An 18544-nucleotide genomic window follows, 5' to 3' on the forward strand; every position below is an offset into this window, starting at 1 on the left:
ACTACTGTTGCGCCAAGGTGCCCACGGTTACGATGTGACAACGTGAATGCACCAGCCCGCTCGGCAGGCTCTCGGCACCTCAACGGAGGCAAGCAATGGAATTCAGGTCCGACCCAGTGGCGAAAATACCAGTCCGAGCCTGCATCACGGTGGGAGCAAGAGGTACCGATGCTGCTGCGTGATTTGGGCAGAGGTTTGCTGCGACGCTGGTACTTTGTCGTCGTTGGCGTCTTGCTGACCGCTTGCGCCGCACTGTTGTTGACCTCTGTTGTACCGCCAACTTACAAAGGGACCGCGCGAGTCGTGCTCATTCCGCCAGCGTCCCTGGTCACCCCGGGAGGAAATCCGTACCTGTTCCTGGGCGGTCTGGATCAAGCGCTCAGCGTGCTCAGCGTGAGGCTGGCCTCAGGTTCCGTTCAGGAAGAGATCGTGAAAGGTCACGCCGGAACTGGCTACATTGCAGAGAAGGACCTGGCGTCCTCCGGGCCAATCATGATCATCACATCGGAAAGCGAGAGTCCGGAAAGCAGCCTCCAGGTGCTCGACGACGTGCTGAAAGTGGTACCGCAGAACCTTGTGATCATGCAGGACCAATTGAATGTTCCCTCCTCATCCCGCATCACGGCAATGACGATTGTCCGGGAGAACGAGGCCCTCATTGACCGGAAGAGCCAACTCCGGGCCGTGTTGGCCGTCGTAGCTCTGGGTGCTTGCATCACTGTGCTGGTGACCGGACTGCTCGACCGCTTCATCGCTTCCCGGAAAGGGACCAAGCGGCGGCGACGCCAGGACATGGGGGTGCAAGATCAGCCCCGTGAGGACAATCCCCCGACGGCGCAACAAGACGGGAGCTCCAGGTCAGGGTTCCGAATCGGGCGACCAGTCCCGGCCGAGCACGGGGCGTCCGAAGGTCCGGCCCCACTCCCGCAGGTTGAAAAGAAAGTAGAATTCCCGACCATGGCATCGAACAAATAAACGTGGCTGCCATGGCCACGCCAACGCGGGGGCGTCATGAGTTGGTCATAGCCAAATTCCGGAATCTCAACGGCCCGGATGCGGTCAGCGTCATCACATGGTTTGCCATTTTGCTGTTCGTGGTTCCCACCGACCGGGGAATCCAAGCGCTTGGCAGTGCGGGTTCACCGGCCTATCTCCTGGCAATTGTGGCCTTGTTATGGTGGGCCTGGCATCGTATCCAGCGGCCCGCCCTGGCCGGGCCGCAAAGCATTCAGTGGGTTCGAGCCGCGGCCTTCATCTTCGTCGGCGCGTGCGTGGCAAGCTACTCGAAATCTGCCCTGGTGGCCTTGCCGTCGTCGGAGATCAGCATCGCTGACATGGGGCTTATCAAGGTCGGAGCGCTGGTTGGCATCTTGCTCGTTGCACATGACGGGATCACGCGCGAGGACCGTCTAATGGTCCTCGTGAGAAGACTCACCCTGTTCGCCGGCCTCTACGCCGGGTTAGGCCTTGCACAGTTCTTTACTGGATTGAGCCTTGTGGACACGTGGCAGATTCCTGGTCTGTCGGCGGCCGGGAATGTCGGGATTGGGGACAGAGGCGGGTTCGTGCGAGCGGCTGCGACGGCCACCCACCCCTTGGAATACGCTGTCGTGCTATCGATGATGTTGCCGTTTTGCCTGACCGCCGCAATTTACGATCGATCCCGGTCTGCTTTCCTGCGCTGGTTTCCGGTCGCCGCAATAACCCTTTCCGCGGTGTTGTCGGTCAGCAGGTCAGCTTTCATTTCCTTGGCCGCCGTTCTTCTGATCCTGATTCCGTCGTGGACGCCCGCAGTAAGGCGGGCTGCCGGCTTCGTGATGGCAGTGGGTGCCGTCACAGTGTATGTGGCCGTTCCCGGGATGGCCGGCACCGTTGTGGGAATGTTCTCCGCCAGTGACTCGAGCGTCGCCTCCCGGACCGACAGCTATGACGACGCACTATCGTTCCTGCTTGTCAGTCCTTGGTTCGGGCGTGGGTTCGGGACGTTCCTGCCCACCTATCGGATCCTGGACAACCAGTACTTGGCGAGCAGCATTGAAATCGGGCTCGTCGGCCTCGTCAGTTTGTTGGCCATCATCGTGTCAGCCGTGGCTGTGGCCATTTCCGCCCGTCGTCATGGCAAAGGACAGCCGATGCATGCCATGGGACTGACCCTGGCCGCCTCAATGGTGGCGGGTAGCTTGAGTTTCGCCTTCTTCGACGCCTTTAGCTTTCCGCAGGCTTGCGGCACGCTCTTTTTGGTCGCCGGCCTGTGCGGCGCCTATGCAAATATCCGGCGAACGGCTGCCGCGGTGACGGACGGGCAACCATGAGACTTCGCGATCACCTACGGCACCGCGTGGCGCGTGGTCGAACCACGATTTTCCGCCGTTGGTACTTGGCCCTTGGCATAGTGGTCCTCATGTTGCCGGTCCTGATCGCTGCCCACGCGGGAACGGGCGTTTACTACTCCAAAACGGATGTGCGCTTTCTGCCGCCATTGCCGATCGAAGGCAACGTCTTTCAGGCGGACCCGCTTCAAGTTGTCCCCTTTGCGTCGATCGTGGTCCATCGCTTCAATGCAGATGACCGTGACGAAAGTCCGCGGAGTACTTCGGCCCCGCTCTACGGTTCGGGCGTCCGTACGGGCCACCTCGTCTACCTCCCCAATTCAGGAAGTCAATGGCAGGTGAGCTACAGCCGCGCGGTGATAACGGTCGAGGTTGTCGGCGAGTCCGCCGACGACGTGGCCGTTGAGCGCGACCGAATAGTGAAGCACATTTCGGAGCTTGCCGAGGCGACGCAGCAGGAACGGGACATCGGTCCGCCGCTCCGGATAACCACAGAGCTGGACCGAACCACGGCCTTCATAACATATGTCGGGGTACGGAATACTAGAGCAGAATTGGCGCTCACTTTTCTGACAGTCGGCTTGGCCGTGGGAATACCGCTCGCGGCGGACCCGGTCATCGTGCGCCTGCAAAAAGTGACTGGCTCGCGGACCAGGACGTCCGGCGGCACTCAGCGCCGGATGCCCACGTCCACGTCCAGCCCGGACAGGGAAGATCAAATCGCGCCCCCGGTGACGTAGCTCAGTGCGCCTTGGGGACGTGCCGAAGGGAAAGCGCGGTGCCGAGGATGAACATCGCCACCGAGCCGAGCACCATCAGCAGCGGGCCGGTCCAGGTTCCCGAGACGCCGTTCACGTAGCCCAGGAGGGTCGGTGCCAGGGCACCGAAGGAGTAGCCGACCCCCTGCACGAGGGCGGACATCCGGCCCGCCGAGGCCTGGTCCCGGGCCAGCCGGATGATGGCGATGAAAATCAGCGTGATACCGCCACCCTGGGCGACGCCGCCGAACGACGACCACAGCCACCACAGCTCCGGCGCCAGCAGCAAGCCCACCGGGACGGTCAGCCACAACAGCCCCAAGGTGAGGCCGACCGCCGTCGTGCTGGCGAAACGGGCCGCGAGCGGAACGCCCAGGCCGCCCACGATGGCGAGGATCTGGAACAGCGAGGACCCGGCGCCGGCCGCCGCGGCCGTCATGCCCAGCTCATCCGCGAGGATGCTGGGCAGCCAGGCGGTCACCCCGTAGTAGGAGAACGCCTGCCCGGCGAACCCTGCGGTCAGCCCGACGGTGATCCAGCGCGACGCCGGCTTGATTCCGGCGCGTGCGGGGCCCGGCGCGGGGACGGGTTCGGGGCGGAACGCCCGGCTGCCAAAGGCGAGCACCCACGCAGCCAACGCCGCGACAGCAAAGAGTCCGCAGGCGGCCAGGGCCAGCCGCCACCCCAGCAGCTCGGCCAGCGGCGCCATCACCATGGCGGTGATGAAGGAGCCGATGTTCAGGGCGGCGGTGTAGATGCCCATGGCCGTGGCCTGCCGGGCCGGGGCGAAGTCGCGCCGGATGATCAACGGAACGGCGATGTTGCCGATCGTGATGGCGATACCGAGCATCACCGTCCCGAGCATGACCGTGGCGCCGTTGCCCGCCGAGCGCACCATGACGCCCAGCAGCACGCCCAGCAGGGTGAGGGTGATGGCGACTTCCGCGCCGAGTTTGCGTCCGGTCAGCGAGGCCAGCGGCGAAGCAAGGGCGAAGCACAGCACCGGGATGCCGGTCAGGAGGCCCAGTTCCACCGGGGAGAAACCGAGTTCCTGCTGCATCGGGCCGACCACCGGCGCCACGGCCACGAACGGACCGCGCATGTTCAGGGCGATGAGCCCGATGGCGGACAGCAGCATCCAGCTGCGTGGCACCCTGGCGAGGACGTTGGAGCTCATGGGTGCCGCGGCCCGGCCGGCGGGCAGAAATATGCTTTCATTAGTCCCATTGCTATCACGGGCCCGGACCGGACCCTGCGATTGTGACACCCTCGCACCTTCCCGGCGTCAGCCGGCGGCCTGCAAGGTTGCCTCGATCACGGCGGGCGAGAGCACGTACTGCGTGACCATCTGGCTGGCGCCCAGGATGGCGGCCTGGTCCCCGGCCATCGACAGGCCGATCCGCAGGTGGGTCGTGGCCAGCGGCAGCGACCGCCGATAGACCACCTCGCGGACCCCCGCCATGAGGTGTTCGCCGGCCTGGCCCAGACTTCCGCCGATCACGATGACGGACGGGTTGAGCAGGTTCACGACGGTGGCCAGCACGTCGCCCAGGTCCCGGCCCGCCTGCCGGAGCGCCTGGATCGCCTGCCGGTTTCCCTCGGCCACGAGCCGCAGCACGTCGCCGCCGTTCTCCGCCTGCAGGCCTTGGAGAGTGAGTCCGTGCGCGACGGCTGGGCCGGAGGCGAGCGCCTCAAGGCAGCCGTAGTTGCCGCAGCGGCAAAGCACTTCGTCGCCGCGGGGCACCCGGACGTGGCCGAGGTCGCCGGCGGTGCCGTTGGCGCCGCGCTGGAGCTGGCCGCTGCTGATGATGCCTGCCCCGATGCCGGTGGCAACCTTGATGAAGAGGAAGTCCTCGTGTTCCGGCCAGTAGGCGGTCCGCTCCCCCAGAGACATGATGTTGACGTCGTTGTCCACCAGCACGGGAACCGGCAGCGAGCGCTGGACGTGACGGACGACGTCGAACCCGTCCCAGCCGGGCATGATCGGCGGCTTCACCGGCATGCCGGTGGCGTGCTCCACCGGCCCGGGAAGCCCAATGCCGATGCCGGCGAGGTCGTTCCTGCCGCGGCTGGCCTGGCCAAGCAGTTTGGCACCTTCCGCCACGAGCCGGTCCAGCACGGCCTCGGGGCCGTCGGCGACGTCCTGGGTCAGCCGCTGCTCCGCCAGCACCGCTCCGCTCAGGTCCGTGACGGCGATGATCATGTGGGTGGCTCCGACGTCGACCGCCAGCACAACGCGGGCGGCGGGGTTGAAGGCAAAGCGCGACGGCGGCCTGCCGCCGGTGGAGCTGGCCTCGCCCGCCGGTCCGACCAGTCCGGAGTGCATCAGCGCGTCGATGCGGGACGCGACGGTGGACCGGGCCAGGCCGGTGGTGAGGGCCAGTTCGGCCCGGGTGCGGGCCTTGCCGTCGCGCAGCAGCTGGAACAGGTCCCCGGCACGGGACAGGCTGGCGGCCGCGGGGGCGGCGGGCTCAGTGCCGGTGGTCGTGTTCATGAGTAAGTGATAACACGAAGTTCTTATGCCTGTCATGCTTCCGAAAGATTGAACACGGTCTGCAACTTTTGCTTGACCATCGACAAAAGTAGCCCTAGCTTGGGGGTGTGAGGCAGCGCAGTGGGCGCTGCGGCCTCACGGGGAAGCAGCAGGACAGCGAATACAAAGGGGTGGCCTTCAGCCCCCGACGGCGGCCGGCTGGCAGCCAGGGCCGCTCACCCACTTGAGAACACAACGACTCCCGCAAAGGAACGCAATGTCTTACTCACTCCAGCTGTACACCCTTCGCCACGCCATCCAGGAAGACCTGCCGGGCACCCTCAAGAAGGTGGCCGACATCGGCTTCACCCAGGTTGAGCCCTACAACTTCGTGGGCACGGCCAAGCAACTGGGCGCGGCACTGAAGGAGACCGGCCTCACCGCACCGTCCGGCCACGCTGCACTGCTCAGCCAGGACCAGGACGAAATCTTCGCCGCGGCCAAGGAACTCGGCATCACCACGGTGATCGACCCGTACCTCCCGGCCGAGCACTGGCAGTCCGCCGGGGATATCCAGGCCACCGCCGCCAAGCTCAATGCCGCCGCGAAAAAGGGCGCCGAGCGCGGCATCCGGGTCGGTTACCACAACCACGCTTGGGAGCTCGAGTCCACCATCGAGGGCCGGACCGCACTCGAGTACTTCGCCGCCCTGCTGGACCCTGAACTGGTCCTTGAGGTAGACACCTACTGGGTTGCCGTGGGCGGCCAGGACCCCGTCGACATCCTGACCAAGCTCGGCGACCGGGTGAAGTTCATCCACATCAAGGACGGCCCGCTCACCACGGAGACCAAGGCCCAGCAGCCCGCGGGCCAGGGCAAGATCGCGGTCTGGGACGTCATCGGCGCCGCCAAGTCCCTGGAAGTCGGCGTCGTGGAGTTCGACGACTACTCCGGAGACATCTTCGAGGGCATCGCCGAGAGCCTCGCGTACCTGAACGCTGGACCCAGCGAAGGCACCCGCGCATGAGCGTCGCAGCTTCCCGCCGCGGCCCGGTGGGGGTCGCCGTCATCGGCGCCGGAAACATCAGCAAGCAGTACCTGGATAACCTGACGGCCTTCCCCGACCTCAAGGTCCACGTCGTCGCCGACCTCTTTGAGGACGCCGCCGCCGCCCGCGCCAAGGAGTACGGCATCGCGGAATCAGGCGGGGTGGACGCGGCACTGAACCATCCCGACGTGGAAATCATCGTCAACCTGACCATCCCCGCGGCCCATGTGGAGGTGGCTACGGCCGCCGTCAATGCGGGCAAACACGTCTGGACCGAAAAGCCGTTCTCCCTGGACCGCGACTCCGGACTCGGTCTGCTCAAGGCGGCAGACGCCGCCGGAATCCGGCTGGGCTGCGCCCCCGACACGTTTCTCGGCGCGGGTCTCCAGACCGCGCGGCGGTTGATTGAACTCGGCGACATCGGCACCCCGCTGACTGCGATGACCACGTTCCAGACCCCGGGCCCGGAGTCCTGGCACCCCAACCCGGCCTTCCTCTTCCAGTACGGCGCCGGACCTCTGTTCGACATGGGACCGTACTACCTCACCGCCCTGGTGCAGACCTTCGGCTCCATCCGCAAGGTGGCCGCCGTTGGCTCCAAGTCCAAGGAAGTCCGGGTTATTGGGTCCGGGCCGAAAGCCGGCGAGGAATTCACGGTCGAGGTTCCCACCCACGTCAGCGCGATGGCGCAGTTTGAGAACGGCCAGTCCTCCCACAGCGTGTTCAGCTTTGAATCCCCCAGGCAGCGGATGGGATTTGTCGAGATCACCGGCACCGAAGCCACCATCTCCCTTCCCGATCCCAACCACTTCGACGGCGACGTGCGCCTCTGGCGGGCCGGCGACGAAGAGTGGGCGGTCATCCCGGCAACCGGCCCGAGCCAGGGCCGCGGCATGGGCGTGCTGGACATGGCACGCTCCATCCGCGCCGGGGTTCCGCACCGCGCCACCGGCACCCTCGCCTACCACGTCCTGGACACCATGGTCTCAATCTCGGAGTCGATGGAATCCGGAACCTTCATCGACGTCGAAAGCTCGGCCCCCGCCTCCGCAGCCCTCCCCGCGGACTGGGACCCCACCGCTTCCACCCTCTAGGAACCCGTCATGACTGCCCACAAATCCACGGACAACCACGCCCCGCCCGGGCCCCGAGCCGGCACCGGATCGCCGCTGGGCGTGGCCATGATCGGCTACGCGTTTATGGGCAAGGCCCACTCGAACGCCTGGCGCAATGTGGCCAGCTACTTCGACGTCCCGGCCTTCGAACAGCGTGTCCTGGTGGGACGGGACGCGGCCCGCGTCGCCGAGGCCGCCGCCAAGTACGGCTGGGCGGAGTCCTCCACGGACTGGCGCTCGGTGATCGACCGCGACGACATACAGATCGTGGACATCTGCGCCCCGGGCTTTATGCACGCGGAGATCGCGGTCGCAGCCCTCGCCGCCGGCAAACACGTGCTGGTGGAGAAGCCGCTCGCCAACACCGTAGCGGAAGCCGAGTCGATGACCGCGGCGGCGAAGTTGGCCCGGAGCCAGGGCATCCAGTCCATGATCGGCTTCAACTACCGGCGCATCCCGGCCCTGGCCCTGGCCCGGGAACTGATCAGCGAGGGCCGGCTGGGGGCGATCCGGCACGTCCGGGCGGCGTATCTGCAGGACTGGCTCGTGGACCCGGAGTCGCCCATGACGTGGCGGCTGGACAAGGCAACCGCCGGGTCGGGTGCGCTGGGCGACATCGCCTCCCACGCCATCGACCAGGTGCTGTTCCTGCTCGGGGACCAGGTAACCGAGGTCTCCGGCCGGCTGCACACCTTCACCTCGCACCGCCCCGGCCGGAACGGACTTGAAGAGGTGACGGTCGACGACGCCGCCTGGGCCACGCTCTCGCTCGCTTCGGGGGCCGTCGCCTCCGTGGAGGTCTCCCGGGTTGCCACCGGCCAGAAAAACTCGCTCAAACTGGAGCTCTACGGGGACAAAGGGTCGATCCTTTTCGACCTCGAGGACCTCAACGAGCTGGGCTTCCTGGATGCCACCGTCCCGGTCCGGGAACAGGGCTTCCGGCGCATCCTGGTCACCGAACCCGTTCACCCCTACTCCGCCGCCTGGTGGCCGCAGGGCCACGTGATCGGCTGGGAACACACGTTCACGCACGAAATCCGCGACTTCCTCGTCGCGATCGACACCGGAACCGAACCCTCGCCGTCGTTCGAGGACGGCCTCACCGTCCAGCGTATTCTGGCCGCAGTGGAGGAAAGTGCGGCGGCCAGAAGCTCCATCATCCAACTCGCCGGCACCCCCGTTGCCGCCACCCCTGCACCGACCGCCTGCCCCGAAGGAGCCTGACATGGCCCGCCCGTACACCCTGTTCACCGGCCAATGGGCCGACCTCCCGTTCGAGGAGGTCGCGCGCCTGGCGTCCGGCTGGGGTTTCGACGGACTGGAAATCGCCGTCTCCGGCGACCATCTGGACGCCTGGCGCTGGGACGAACCCGGCTACGTCGAGTCCAAACTCGCGGTGCTTCAGAAGTACAACCTCAGGGTCTGGGCCATCTCCAACCACCTCAAGGGCCAGGCCGTCTGCGATGACCCCATCGACTTCCGCCACGAGGCCATCGTCGGGGCCAAGGTCTGGGGCGACGGCGACCCCGAAGGCGTCCGGCAGCGCGCCGCCGAGGAAATGACGCACACCGCCCGGCTCGCCAAGGCCCTCGGAGTGGACACCGTGGTCGGGTTCACCGGCTCCTCCATCTGGCAGTACGTCGCGATGTTCCCGCCCGTCCCGGCCGCCGTGATCGACGCCGGCTACCAGGACTTCGCCGACCGCTGGAACCCCATCCTGGACGTCTTCGACGAATGCGGCGTCCGCTTCGCCCACGAAGTCCACCCGTCCGAGATCGCCTACGACTACTGGACCACCGTCCGCACCCTCGAAGCCATCGGCCACCGGGAAGCCTTCGGGCTGAACTGGGACCCCTCCCACTTCATGTGGCAGGGCATCGACCCCGTCTCCTTCATCTGGGACTTCAAGGACCGGATCTACCACGTCGACTGCAAGGACACGAAGCTGCGCCCCACCGGCCGGAACACCGTCCTGGGATCACACCTGCCCTGGGGCGACCCGCGCCGGGGCTGGGACTTCGTCTCGGCCGGCCGCGGCGACGTGCCCTGGGAATCGTCCTTCCGCGCCCTGACCGCGATCGGCTACGACGGCCCCATCTCGATCGAATGGGAGGACGCCGGCATGGACCGCCTCCACGGCGCCCCGGAGGCCCTCGCCGCGCTGAAAAGGTTCGACTTCCCGGCGTCGACCACCTCCTTCGACGCCGCGTTCAAACAGCAGTAAATTAGACTGCCTTCATGACCCACACCATCCGTAAGGCAACAGCGGACGACGCCGGACCACTGGCTGCGCTTGCGGCGGTCACCTTCCCGCTGGCATGCCCACCGTCGTCGTCACCGGAGGATATCGCCGCGCACGTGGCCAACACTCTCAGTGAGATTCACTTCCGGAACTATCTGGCGGACCCTGAGGTGACCATCCTCGTGATCGACGACACCGGCGCGCTGCGCGGCTACAGCCTTCTGGAAAACCGGCCCGCGCAGGACCCGGACGTTGCATCGACCCTGACACTGCTCCCCTCCATCGAACTCAGCAAATGCTACGTCCATCCTGACTATCACGGGCTCGGCGCGGCCACGGAACTCATGCGCGGCTCCATACAGGCCGGAACAGAAGCGGGCGCGGCCGGGATTTGGCTGGGAGTCAACAGCCAGAATGCCCGGGCAATCCGCTTCTACGAGAAATCCGGTTTCAGTAAGGCGGGCAGCAGATCGTTTCGGCTAGGGACGACCATCGAGCACGATTTTGTCCTGGAAAGGGCTATCCCGCAGTCCCTCCAGCCCTTCAACCGCGGGTAGGTCAGGGCGCCACGTTCCGCGCACGAGACCGACATCCGGCGTGAAGCCCCTCCATGGGTAAGGTATCTTCTCGTGATCCCCGGTGGCGACAAGGTCATCCACGGGCTGTCGCTCCCGGATGAGGAATGTCAGGACCCTAAACCGTCGGGTTTTTTTCCGTCCTTGCGAGCAAGCGGTGTCCTCAAGCGACATGCGGAAGGCCGCTGCCAACCGGTGGTTCCCATCCAGCACCAGCCGTTTTGTCTTGCCGGTCCCCTCATCAAGGCAGAGTTCGTAGGCGAGAACGCAGACTGTGGGCGACGACTGCGACTCGAGCACGTGGCCCAGGTTGGCGATGCCCTTGGTGCGCATCCCATGCGGCAGGTTGCCGTGTTCGAGCGCGTTCGGCCACAGCGGGGTTGATGCATTGACTTGCAGCTTGTCGTACTGAGCCCTCTCATTGAGGCCGCCACCCAGTACATTGGCAGGTGCCGGCTGGCCATCGGCCATCTGCCGGACGTACCAGGGGGCCAGCCACTCATGTGCCGCTGCGATATCGGCGAGCTCGACCTCGCAAGAGAGGTTCTCGGCATTTTTACGAAGGATCTCCCAATCGTGCAGGACAGTGAGCTCGTCCCGGTAGAGCATCTGCAAACGATCGAGGCGCCGGATGGTCTCTTCCTTCTCCGGACGGCTAATGTTGGGCCGCCGGGAGTGCCTCAACTTCGTGACGTCCCACACCGCTGAAAGAGGACGGCTTTCATGGATCGACAGATCCGGCCCGGCGTTCTCCCGCAGGTCGCGGCCAAGCAGCTCAATGAAGCCAACGTGGTCCGCGACGGGCACCAAATCGGGATCTCGCAGACGACCCGCCTGTGTGAAGGCAAGCTTGTCTGTCTCGGCCACGACGCTGGCCGTTCCCTCTAATACCCGCGCCCAAACTGAGCGCGCCAGGCTATCGGAGTGCAAGAAGGTCGAGAATGCGAGATTGTTATAGGCGTCGCTGACCGACTTCGCGAGCTCCTTCTGCACCGTCGCTTCCGCGTACGGGTAGTGCTGCAACGCCGCCCGCGCGTCTGCCGCCACTCGCAGCGATGCTGCCTCCGACCCCGCGAGGCTGCGTGCGCTGCTCATAGCCAGCCGTCCGGCGGACGTGATGAGGTCGGCATTGGCCAACGCCTCAGCACGCTTCTGCGCGTTGCTGTTAACCTGCTGGGCCAGAAAGAAAAAATAGACGCCAAGCAGGAGTGAAATGGTGAGGTTGAACCAGTCTGCAATAGTCCAATTGTCGGAATCCACGGCCTTTACGACGGCGGCGGCGACGACGATTACGCTGATGAGCAGCAAACCCATCACGAGGTAAGCAACGCGCCGCCCAAAGTGTTGTCCCGCGCCGCGCATGGTGTCCCCGTTCGTCCGCCCGCAAATGCCCCGTATGTTAGGGAGATCATAGTTGGACAACGGGGCATACACGTGAACGAACCAGGTAAAGGACTCATTGCTGCAATTGAGGAGCAGCGTCAAGTCGTTGCGATGCACGCATCGGAAGACATGCCGGCCTTCGAACGAGTTGTAGAAGTCCTGCCAAAGTTGCAGACGCAGCTGGGTCTTGGCCGGTTTCTGGGCGCGCTGGCCGTCGATCACAAGCCCAGGCTGCTCTACCGCTTCCTCCTCACGAAGGGCTCGCCCGTCGCAGTGCCCGGGTCCCAGGTGGTTCTCAAGGTCTATGGGGACCGCCCCCGGGGCGAAGGGCCGCTCCAGCAGGCCTGGCGGGCCAGGGGCCTGGATGTTCCGAGGCTGGTGTGCGGCGAGGCCGGCGATTGCAGCTGGTTGTTGATGGAGCACCTGGAACTGCGTCCGGCCGCGACCGTCCTTACCGATCAGTTGGCGCTCGTGGACCAACTGGCAAACATGGGCAGGACCATGCACCGTCCGATCCGCGATGTGGAGTCGCTGCTTCGACCTCTCGACGAGGTGATGGTCCCGCGTTGGAAAGAAGCGGTGGCCTCACTCCTTGGATCCGGGCAGAACGTTCCCTCCTCGTGGCTGGGCAGGGCCGCTGCCGCATACGCCAGCGGGAGAGGAGTTCCCCTGCACGGCGATATGGCGCCGGCCAACCTGGGCAAAAGTAGGAGCGGGCGCTTGATCGTCTTCGACGCGTCAGCGCTTCAGGGCGCCGCCTCCTTCGACGCGGCGCGATGGTCTGCGCGGGCAGGCCCGGGGGGAGTTGGACCCGAAGCTCTTCTCAGGCGTTGGATATCTGTCGAGAACCTGCCGTCGGATCGGGAGCCGTGGGACCTGCTGGCTGCCGAGTGCGTGTTGGAAGCCGGCTCACGCGAGATCGTTCGGTCGCGCGGCTCGCTGGGGAGCCTCCGGTTGCCCCAAGGAGTTGCTGCGGCCGGTGTATCGGAGCTGCTCACCGTTGCCTCCAAACAGTGGTTTTGAGTCACAGTGTGTTGTGCGGTGGACTCGGTTGGACCCGGATTCCCGGCAATTTGCGCAGGGTTGGTTCAGTCGCAGGTCCCTTTGTGGGGTATCTAACACAGCCCGCCGGGGAATGGAGCCGGACCCCTGGGGGTTGTGGCGATCATGAAGATTGAAATCTGGTCCGACGTCGCGTGCCCCTGGTGCTACATCGGCAAACGCCGCTTTGAAACGGCCCTCGCGGCCTTCCCGCACCGCGAGTCTGTGGAGGTGAAGTGGCGCAGCTACCAGCTGGATCCGTCCCTGCCGGACCACTACGACGGCACCGAACTGGACTACCTGAGCACCCGCAAGGGCATGGCCCCGGCTGAGGTCGCAGGAATGTTCGCGCACGTGGCAGCGCAGGCCAAGGGCGAGGGCCTCAACTACCGCTTCGACGACGTCGTAGTCGCCAACAGCTTCACCGCCCACCGGCTGATCCACTTGGCCGCCACGCACGGGCAGCAGGACGCCGCGAAGGAACGCCTGCTCAGCGACCACTTCGAGCGGGGCCTGGACATCGGCAGCCGGGACTACCTGACCTCATTGGGGCTGGATCTGGGGATCGGCGCCGCCGAACTGGACGAACTGTTCACCACCGACAAATACGCCGACGACGTCCGGCTGGACTTCGAGGAAGGCCGCGCGCTGGGCATCACCGGCGTCCCGTTCTTTGTGATCGACCGCAAGTTCGGGCTCTCCGGCGCCCAGCCCGCCGCGACGTTCACCACCGCCCTTGAACAGGCCTGGCAGGACAGCCGCCCGCTCGAGATGGTCAGCTCAGCCGGCAGCAGCGACCCCACCGGAACCGCAGCGGCCTGCGGCCCGGAGGGCTGCGCCACCTAAAGATTGCAGCAGCCCGGCGACAAACCGCGTTTTGCTGACAGATCGCGCTAAAGTGTCCGTATGCCCAGGATTTCGGCCGCGAGCAACGCCGCCCAACGCGCCGAGACCCAACGCCGTATCCTGACTGCGTTCGGCGAGCTCCTCTTCACGCACGGCCTGCCGGGGCTGACCATGACCGACGTCGCACGGCACGCCCGGATCGGCCGCACCGCCGTGTACAACTACTACGCGGACATCGAAGAGCTGCTCATCGCCTATGCGCTGGACGAGACCGAGCGCTTCCTGGTTGACCTGAGGGAGTCCCTGGATTCGCTGGAAAACCCGGTGGACCGTCTGGCCCTGTATGTGCGCGCCCAGGTCGAGGACCTCAGCCGGCGCCACCTGCCGCCCGGCCCCGCGATGGGCGCAGTGCTCTCCCCAGCGTCGTTCGCGAAACTTGCCGACCACGTCGGGGAGCTCAGCGTGCTCCTGCAGGGCATCCTGCGGGACGGAGTCGCCCAGGGATACCTTCCGGAAGCGGACATCACCCAGCTCGCGCAGCTCATCCACGGCACGCTGTCCTCCAGCGCCGCACGGGGCGACGGCGCTGGCGAGGACTCCGGGGCGGAGGCCCGGCTGGCCCGCACTGTGCGCTTCGTCCAGCTCGGCGCCGGCGCACGGTTCGACGACGACGGCCGCCCCCTCCGCCTGCATTCCTGACGCCCGGGGACGGGCCGCGCCGGCGGACGGGGCTAACTGCCGGCGGGTGACGCCGTCGGGGTCACGGTCCCCGGCTCGTCCACTATCCGCCGGCCCTCGCGCGGGCAGCTGAGCTGGCCGGGCGTCTGGTCGACCAGTTCCGGCTTCGCGAGTTCCTTGAAGTCTCCGGTGAGGATGACGTCCACGCTCGGGTCTGTCCGGGCGTCCTGGAAATAGTCCGAGCCCGGCAGGTTGCGCTGCACACTGAACGCCGCCGACTGTCCGGCAGCGCCGGACACGACCAGCGCCACCCCGCGGTAGCCCGACGTCGTGTTGGCGACGGCGCCGACCACGAACTTGCGGGCCACGAACTCGTCGGCCACCGTGCGGGCCAGCCCCGGACGGGACGTGGAGTTGAAGACATTGAGGTTGATCTTCTCCGGCGGCGTGTAGTCAAAGCGCGCCTCCGGGCAGACGGAGGCCGCCGCCGCCTGGCTGCGCTCCGCCGTCGGAACCTTGATCTGGCCGTTCATGATCGCGAGGGCGACCACAATCGCGGCGGCAACCAGACCGACGAGGAGCACCAGGACGACGCGGTGCAGGATGCGTCGCCGCATCCTGACGGGATTGTCGTGCAGTTCGTCATCCTCCACGAAGGCGGCCCGCAAGTCCGAGCCGGTAATGACCTGGTGCCCGTGCAGGACGGTGACGTCCTTCGGCTTTCTAGCCATTTATCACCAGCACGCGCGCGTGGATCGCCGTGCGCTGGTGCAGTGCGGTCCGGACGGCGCGGTGCAGGCCGTCCTCCAGGTAGAGGACGCCGCGGTATTCGACGACGTGCGGGAACAGATCCCCGAAGAACGTGGAGTCTTCTGCCAGCAGTGCCTCGAGGTCGAGCGTGCGCTTGGTGGTCACCAGATCGTCCAGCCGGACTGGTCGCGGCGGCAGTGCCGCCCAGTCCTTGGGCGTGCTGTAACCATGGTCGGGGTACGGGCGGCCCTCGCCCACGGCTTTGAATATCACCCTGCAAGCCTAAGGAACTTGGACGGCCAAAGGAATCCACGACTCCCGCTGCCGGGAGGTTGTAGCCAAACGGTAACCATTTGTCACACCATCTTGTCCTTACTGTCACAGCCAAGACCTTGCCGGCGGCGCAGTCCACACCACATGCAAAGACGCCTGCAGGCTGGGAGAATGGGGACATGACAACTCCCGAGACCTCAGCTTCCCTCTCGCCGTCGGCTCCTCCGCTGGCGCTGTTGCTCGACGTCGACGGTCCTGTGGCCAGTCCCGTCACCCGCACGGTGCAGCCGGCGATCATCGCGGACCTGCTGGCGCTGGCCGCGGTGGGAATCCCGGTGATCTTCAATACGGGCCGCTCGGCTGCATTCATCCGCGAACAGGTGATGGAGCCGATGATCGCGGCGGGGATGCCGGCCGGCACCCTGATCCATGCCGTGTGCGAGAAAGGTGCTGTCTGGTTCAGCTACACCGCCACGGGCCCCGGGGCCGTCCATGTCGATCACGAACTGGCCATCCCGCGAGCGTTCGGGGACGACGTGCGCCGGCTTGTGGCCGAGGATTACGCCAGCCACATGTTCTTCGACGAAACCAAGCAGGCCATGGTCTCGGTCGAGCAGCACATCGCCGTCGAGAACTCCGACTACCGGGCCGAGCAGCAGCTCTTCGACGCGGATGCCATGGAACTGATGGCACGGCATGGCCTCGGAGTGGTGCGCCTGGACCACCACGCCCCGGACTCCGATGACCGGATCGATTACCGCGTGGATCCGACCATCATCTCCACCGATATCGAGTCGGTCCGGCTCGGCAAGGACCTCGGCGCGAGCCGGGCCGTCGAGCTGCTGGCGGCGCAGGGCGTCAACCCGCAGGCCTGGCGCACGGTGGGCGATTCCCGGACCGACTACGCCATGGCCGACTGGCTGCACCACAACGACCACCCGGTGAAACATGTCGATGTCCGGCCCGCCGACGGCGTCCCGGTGAAACCGTACGAGGTCCTCACGGCGGCGGATCTGGGGCTGGGCGAGGACGTCATCCACGACGACGCCGGGGCCGCTTTCCTGCGCAGCTGGCGGCTGGCCCTCCTGGGCTGAACCAGCGGGCCGAACCCTCGCGGAACCACGTGTTCCGGGGGGTGGACGATGGGCTCTGGCGGCCCACACTGGCGGCGTTTCAGCCGCGGATAATCCAGGCGATTTTGGGGCGGACGTTATCATGCAAGTAGGGACACATTCACGCAAAGAATCACGGAGAATCGAAATTACAGACGCATTGGTCCAGGACGAGATCTACTACGGCAGCCAGGCATCCGTTGATGCCCACGATGAGGTTACGTCCGCGGCTGCCGTGGCGAGATTCCGGACACGCCAGGACGTTGTGCGCCGGCGGGGCCGGTATGGCCTGATCAACGAGAACCGCACGCCGTACCAGGCCATGGTCGAGGATTTGATGTTCATCCGGTCAGTGCTTGACGCCGCCTGCCTCGACTATCTCCTGGTCCGCGGCAACAACGACAGGCCTGTCATCGCCGTGGACTGGAAGGACCGCAAGGAACTTCGCGGCGCTCTCGTGGAGGCCTGCCACGACGAGCCCTTCTACTCGATGAGCGTCGACGCCAAGAAGAAGTCCTCGGTGCTGGTGGCTGACGGCGAACTCTCCCCCAACCGGCAGTCCCGGATCTTCCGGCTGTACCGTCCCCGGGTCGAGCCGGAGGGCGGCTTTGAGTTCGGCGCCTCGGCCGGCGTGCAGCTGGAACTGTGGAGTTTCGAAGGTGACCAGCTGATCCTCCCGATCGAGAACTCGCTGACCCGCCGGACGCTGCTGGCCCAGGACGCGGTCCGCGGCACGGTGGAGCGGTACGGCCACACGTGGCCCACGATCGAGAACATGTTCGCGGACCACGCCAGTGACATCAGCTTCGACATCGATCTCGTCTTCTCCTGGGTGGACGGCAGCTCCCCGGAGTACATCGCAGCGCGGCGCGCACGGATGGCCGGCGTCGTGGTGGGCGAAGGTGACGACCACGAGGCCCGCTTCCGCCAGATCGACGAACTCAAGTACGCGCTGCGCTCGGTGTACATGTTCGCGCCCTGGATCCGCCGGATCTTCATCGCCACGGACTCCCCCACTCCCGCATGGCTGGCCGACCACCCGGGAGTGACGATCGTCCGCAGCGAGGAGTTCTTCGCCGACCCGTCCGTGCTGCCCACCCACAACTCGCAGGCGGTGGAGTGCCAGCTCCACCACATCGAAGGCCTGTCCGAGCACTTCCTGTACTCGAACGATGACATGTTCTTCGGCCGCGCCGTCGGGCCGGACATGTTCTTCACGCCCGGCGGCATCACGAAGTTCATCGAAGCGGAGACCCGGATCGGGCTTGGGGACAACGACGCCGAGCGCAGCGGCTTCGAGAACGCCGCCCGCGTGAACCGCAAGCTGCTCTGGGACCGGTTCGGCCGAATCACCACCCGACACCTGGAGCACACGGCTGCTCCGCTGCGGCGCAGCGTCGTGGCCCGGATGGAGCAGGAGTTTCCGGCCGAATTCGCCAAGACGGCGGCCAGCACCTTCCGCGCGGCCGACAACATCTCGGTGACCAACTCGTTCTACCACTACTACGCGTTGCTGACCGGCCGGGCCGTCACCCAGACGGCGGCAAAGGTGCGCTACGTGGACACGACGGCCAGGGCCGGACTGAACTACCTGCCCAAGCTGCTCGCCAAGCGGAACATGGACTTCTTCTGCCTCAATGACGGAAGCTTCCCCGAGGTTGCGGCCGAGGAACGGGCCGAGCTCGTGACGGACTTCCTGGAGAAGTATTACCCGATCAAGGCGCCCTGGGAAAAGTAGCCAGGCGGTCGGCGGGAGCGGCCACGAGCCGGCCCGCCGTCGCCCCTGTGCGGGTTCCGCTAGACGATATGAAGTGTGGTGGGCCGGTCCTGATGTAGGACTGGAACCTCGGGTTCAAAGAGGTTCGTGGGTTACCGGTCCGGGTCTTCCCCCGCATACCTGCGGGGGTGTGGACTGGCAGA

Annotated in this window: 18 protein-coding genes; 13 read left to right on the forward strand and 5 right to left on the reverse strand. The window is 65.9% G+C overall.

The genetic code is table 11. The features are described 5' to 3' along the window. Positions 1–168 precede the first annotated feature (168 nt). The 3 genes from GXK59_RS15230 (at position 169) to GXK59_RS15240 (ending at position 3070) form a co-directional block, all read left to right on the forward strand. Positions 169–975, forward strand: coding sequence for a hypothetical protein (locus GXK59_RS15230; protein ID WP_160668035.1), 807 nt, complete (start codon positions 169–171; stop codon positions 973–975). Between the two features lie 11 nt (positions 976–986). Beyond that, positions 987–2312 (forward strand): O-antigen ligase family protein, encoded by a 1326-nt coding sequence (locus tag GXK59_RS15235; RefSeq protein WP_160668037.1) that lies wholly within the window; start codon positions 987–989, stop codon positions 2310–2312. A gap of 89 nt (positions 2313–2401) precedes the next feature. Further along, positions 2402–3070 carry a hypothetical protein gene (locus tag GXK59_RS15240; protein WP_160668039.1) on the forward strand — a complete coding sequence of 223 codons (669 nt, stop codon included), beginning with the start codon at positions 2402–2404 and terminating at the stop codon, positions 3068–3070. A gap of 1 nt (position 3071) precedes the next feature. On the opposite strand, the gene GXK59_RS15245 is transcribed toward GXK59_RS15240, so the two are convergent. After that, the gene (locus GXK59_RS15245) at positions 3072–4265 is read right to left on the reverse strand and encodes an MFS transporter (protein WP_160668041.1); all 1194 of its coding nucleotides are present in this window, start codon (positions 4263–4265) and stop codon (positions 3072–3074) included. A 108-nt stretch (positions 4266–4373) separates the two neighbouring features. Further along, positions 4374–5582: an ROK family transcriptional regulator gene (locus GXK59_RS15250; protein ID WP_160668043.1), complete on the reverse strand. Its 1209-nt coding sequence runs from the start codon at positions 5580–5582 to the stop codon at positions 4374–4376. Positions 5583–5838: 256 nt separating this feature from the next. Between GXK59_RS15250 and GXK59_RS15255 the strand changes: the two genes are divergently transcribed. Genes GXK59_RS15255 through GXK59_RS15275 form a run of 5 tightly spaced genes read left to right on the forward strand, consistent with a single transcriptional unit; the run spans position 5839 to position 10523 of the window. Then, entirely contained in the window at positions 5839–6588 is a 750-nt protein-coding gene (locus GXK59_RS15255) for a sugar phosphate isomerase/epimerase family protein (protein WP_160668044.1), read from the forward strand. Continuing rightward, positions 6585–7703, forward strand: coding sequence for a Gfo/Idh/MocA family protein (locus tag GXK59_RS15260; protein WP_160668046.1), 1119 nt, complete (start codon positions 6585–6587; stop codon positions 7701–7703). The genes GXK59_RS15255 and GXK59_RS15260 overlap by 4 nt, the downstream gene beginning before the upstream one ends. 9 nt (positions 7704–7712) lie before the next feature. After that, entirely contained in the window at positions 7713–8948 is a 1236-nt protein-coding gene (locus GXK59_RS15265) for a Gfo/Idh/MocA family protein (RefSeq protein WP_160668048.1), read from the forward strand. Position 8949: 1 nt separating this feature from the next. After that, the gene (locus GXK59_RS15270; protein ID WP_160668050.1) at positions 8950–9948 is read left to right on the forward strand and encodes a sugar phosphate isomerase/epimerase family protein; all 999 of its coding nucleotides are present in this window, start codon (positions 8950–8952) and stop codon (positions 9946–9948) included. Positions 9949–9962: 14 nt separating this feature from the next. After that, positions 9963–10523: a GNAT family N-acetyltransferase gene (locus GXK59_RS15275; protein WP_160668052.1), complete on the forward strand. Its 561-nt coding sequence runs from the start codon at positions 9963–9965 to the stop codon at positions 10521–10523. On the opposite strand, the gene GXK59_RS15280 is transcribed toward GXK59_RS15275, so the two are convergent. Next, positions 10446–12146, reverse strand: a complete 1701-nt coding sequence (locus tag GXK59_RS15280; protein WP_160668054.1) for a hypothetical protein — start codon at positions 12144–12146, stop codon at positions 10446–10448. The two genes, GXK59_RS15275 and GXK59_RS15280, sit on opposite strands and share 78 nt — an antisense overlap. Here GXK59_RS15280 and GXK59_RS15285 point away from each other — a divergent pair. The 3 genes from GXK59_RS15285 to GXK59_RS15295 all read left to right on the forward strand — a co-directional run bounded on the left by GXK59_RS15285 (position 12093) and on the right by GXK59_RS15295 (position 14510). After that, positions 12093–12947, forward strand: a complete 855-nt coding sequence (locus tag GXK59_RS15285; protein WP_160668055.1) for a fructosamine kinase family protein — start codon at positions 12093–12095, stop codon at positions 12945–12947. The two genes, GXK59_RS15280 and GXK59_RS15285, sit on opposite strands and share 54 nt — an antisense overlap. A 144-nt stretch (positions 12948–13091) precedes the next feature. Beyond that, positions 13092–13811 (forward strand): DsbA family oxidoreductase, encoded by a 720-nt coding sequence (locus tag GXK59_RS15290; protein WP_160668057.1) that lies wholly within the window; start codon positions 13092–13094, stop codon positions 13809–13811. Between the two features lie 60 nt (positions 13812–13871). Beyond that, complete coding sequence (locus GXK59_RS15295) at positions 13872–14510, forward strand: TetR/AcrR family transcriptional regulator (protein ID WP_160668059.1); 639 nt, start codon at positions 13872–13874, stop codon at positions 14508–14510. Positions 14511–14542: 32 nt separating this feature from the next. On the opposite strand, the gene GXK59_RS15300 is transcribed toward GXK59_RS15295, so the two are convergent. Both GXK59_RS15300 and GXK59_RS15305 read right to left on the reverse strand, forming a co-directional pair. Next, entirely contained in the window at positions 14543–15220 is a 678-nt protein-coding gene (locus tag GXK59_RS15300; protein WP_160668061.1) for a LytR C-terminal domain-containing protein, read from the reverse strand. Next, the gene (locus GXK59_RS15305) at positions 15213–15512 is read right to left on the reverse strand and encodes a type II toxin-antitoxin system VapB family antitoxin (RefSeq protein ID WP_024367337.1); all 300 of its coding nucleotides are present in this window, start codon (positions 15510–15512) and stop codon (positions 15213–15215) included. Before GXK59_RS15305 ends, GXK59_RS15300 begins: the two co-directional genes overlap by 8 nt. Positions 15513–15691: 179 nt before the next feature. Between GXK59_RS15305 and GXK59_RS15310 the strand changes: the two genes are divergently transcribed. Both GXK59_RS15310 and GXK59_RS15315 read left to right on the forward strand, forming a co-directional pair. Further along, on the forward strand, positions 15692–16606 hold the full coding sequence (locus tag GXK59_RS15310) for a hypothetical protein (protein ID WP_160668063.1): 915 nt from the start codon (positions 15692–15694) through the stop codon (positions 16604–16606). Between the two features lie 121 nt (positions 16607–16727). After that, positions 16728–18362, forward strand: coding sequence for a stealth family protein (locus tag GXK59_RS15315; RefSeq protein ID WP_202129141.1), 1635 nt, complete (start codon positions 16728–16730; stop codon positions 18360–18362). Positions 18363–18544: the final 182 nt, after the last annotated feature.

Origin of the sequence: Pseudarthrobacter sp. ATCC 49987 (genome assembly GCF_009928425.1) — a bacterium.
Taxonomy (GTDB): Bacteria; Actinomycetota; Actinomycetes; order Actinomycetales; family Micrococcaceae; genus Arthrobacter.

Bases quoted from the DNA above. Each gene is read 5' to 3' on its own strand.
- GXK59_RS15230 (WP_160668035.1), top strand. From the start codon at position 169: ATGCTGCTGCGTGATTTGGGCAGAGGTTTGCTGCGACGCTGGTACTTT.
- GXK59_RS15235 (WP_160668037.1), top strand. From the start codon at position 987: ATGGCCACGCCAACGCGGGGGCGTCATGAGTTGGTCATAGCCAAATTC.
- GXK59_RS15240 (WP_160668039.1), top strand. From the start codon at position 2,402: ATGTTGCCGGTCCTGATCGCTGCCCACGCGGGAACGGGCGTTTACTAC.
- GXK59_RS15245 (WP_160668041.1), bottom strand. From the start codon at position 4,265: ATGAGCTCCAACGTCCTCGCCAGGGTGCCACGCAGCTGGATGCTGCTG.
- GXK59_RS15250 (WP_160668043.1), bottom strand. From the start codon at position 5,582: ATGAACACGACCACCGGCACTGAGCCCGCCGCCCCCGCGGCCGCCAGC.
- GXK59_RS15255 (WP_160668044.1), top strand. From the start codon at position 5,839: ATGTCTTACTCACTCCAGCTGTACACCCTTCGCCACGCCATCCAGGAA.
- GXK59_RS15260 (WP_160668046.1), top strand. From the start codon at position 6,585: ATGAGCGTCGCAGCTTCCCGCCGCGGCCCGGTGGGGGTCGCCGTCATC.
- GXK59_RS15265 (WP_160668048.1), top strand. From the start codon at position 7,713: ATGACTGCCCACAAATCCACGGACAACCACGCCCCGCCCGGGCCCCGA.
- GXK59_RS15270 (WP_160668050.1), top strand. From the start codon at position 8,950: ATGGCCCGCCCGTACACCCTGTTCACCGGCCAATGGGCCGACCTCCCG.
- GXK59_RS15275 (WP_160668052.1), top strand. From the start codon at position 9,963: ATGACCCACACCATCCGTAAGGCAACAGCGGACGACGCCGGACCACTG.
- GXK59_RS15290 (WP_160668057.1), top strand. From the start codon at position 13,092: ATGAAGATTGAAATCTGGTCCGACGTCGCGTGCCCCTGGTGCTACATC.
- GXK59_RS15295 (WP_160668059.1), top strand. From the start codon at position 13,872: ATGCCCAGGATTTCGGCCGCGAGCAACGCCGCCCAACGCGCCGAGACC.
- GXK59_RS15300 (WP_160668061.1), bottom strand. From the start codon at position 15,220: ATGGCTAGAAAGCCGAAGGACGTCACCGTCCTGCACGGGCACCAGGTC.
- GXK59_RS15310 (WP_160668063.1), top strand. From the start codon at position 15,692: ATGACAACTCCCGAGACCTCAGCTTCCCTCTCGCCGTCGGCTCCTCCG.
- GXK59_RS15315 (WP_202129141.1), top strand. From the start codon at position 16,728: ATGCAAGTAGGGACACATTCACGCAAAGAATCACGGAGAATCGAAATT.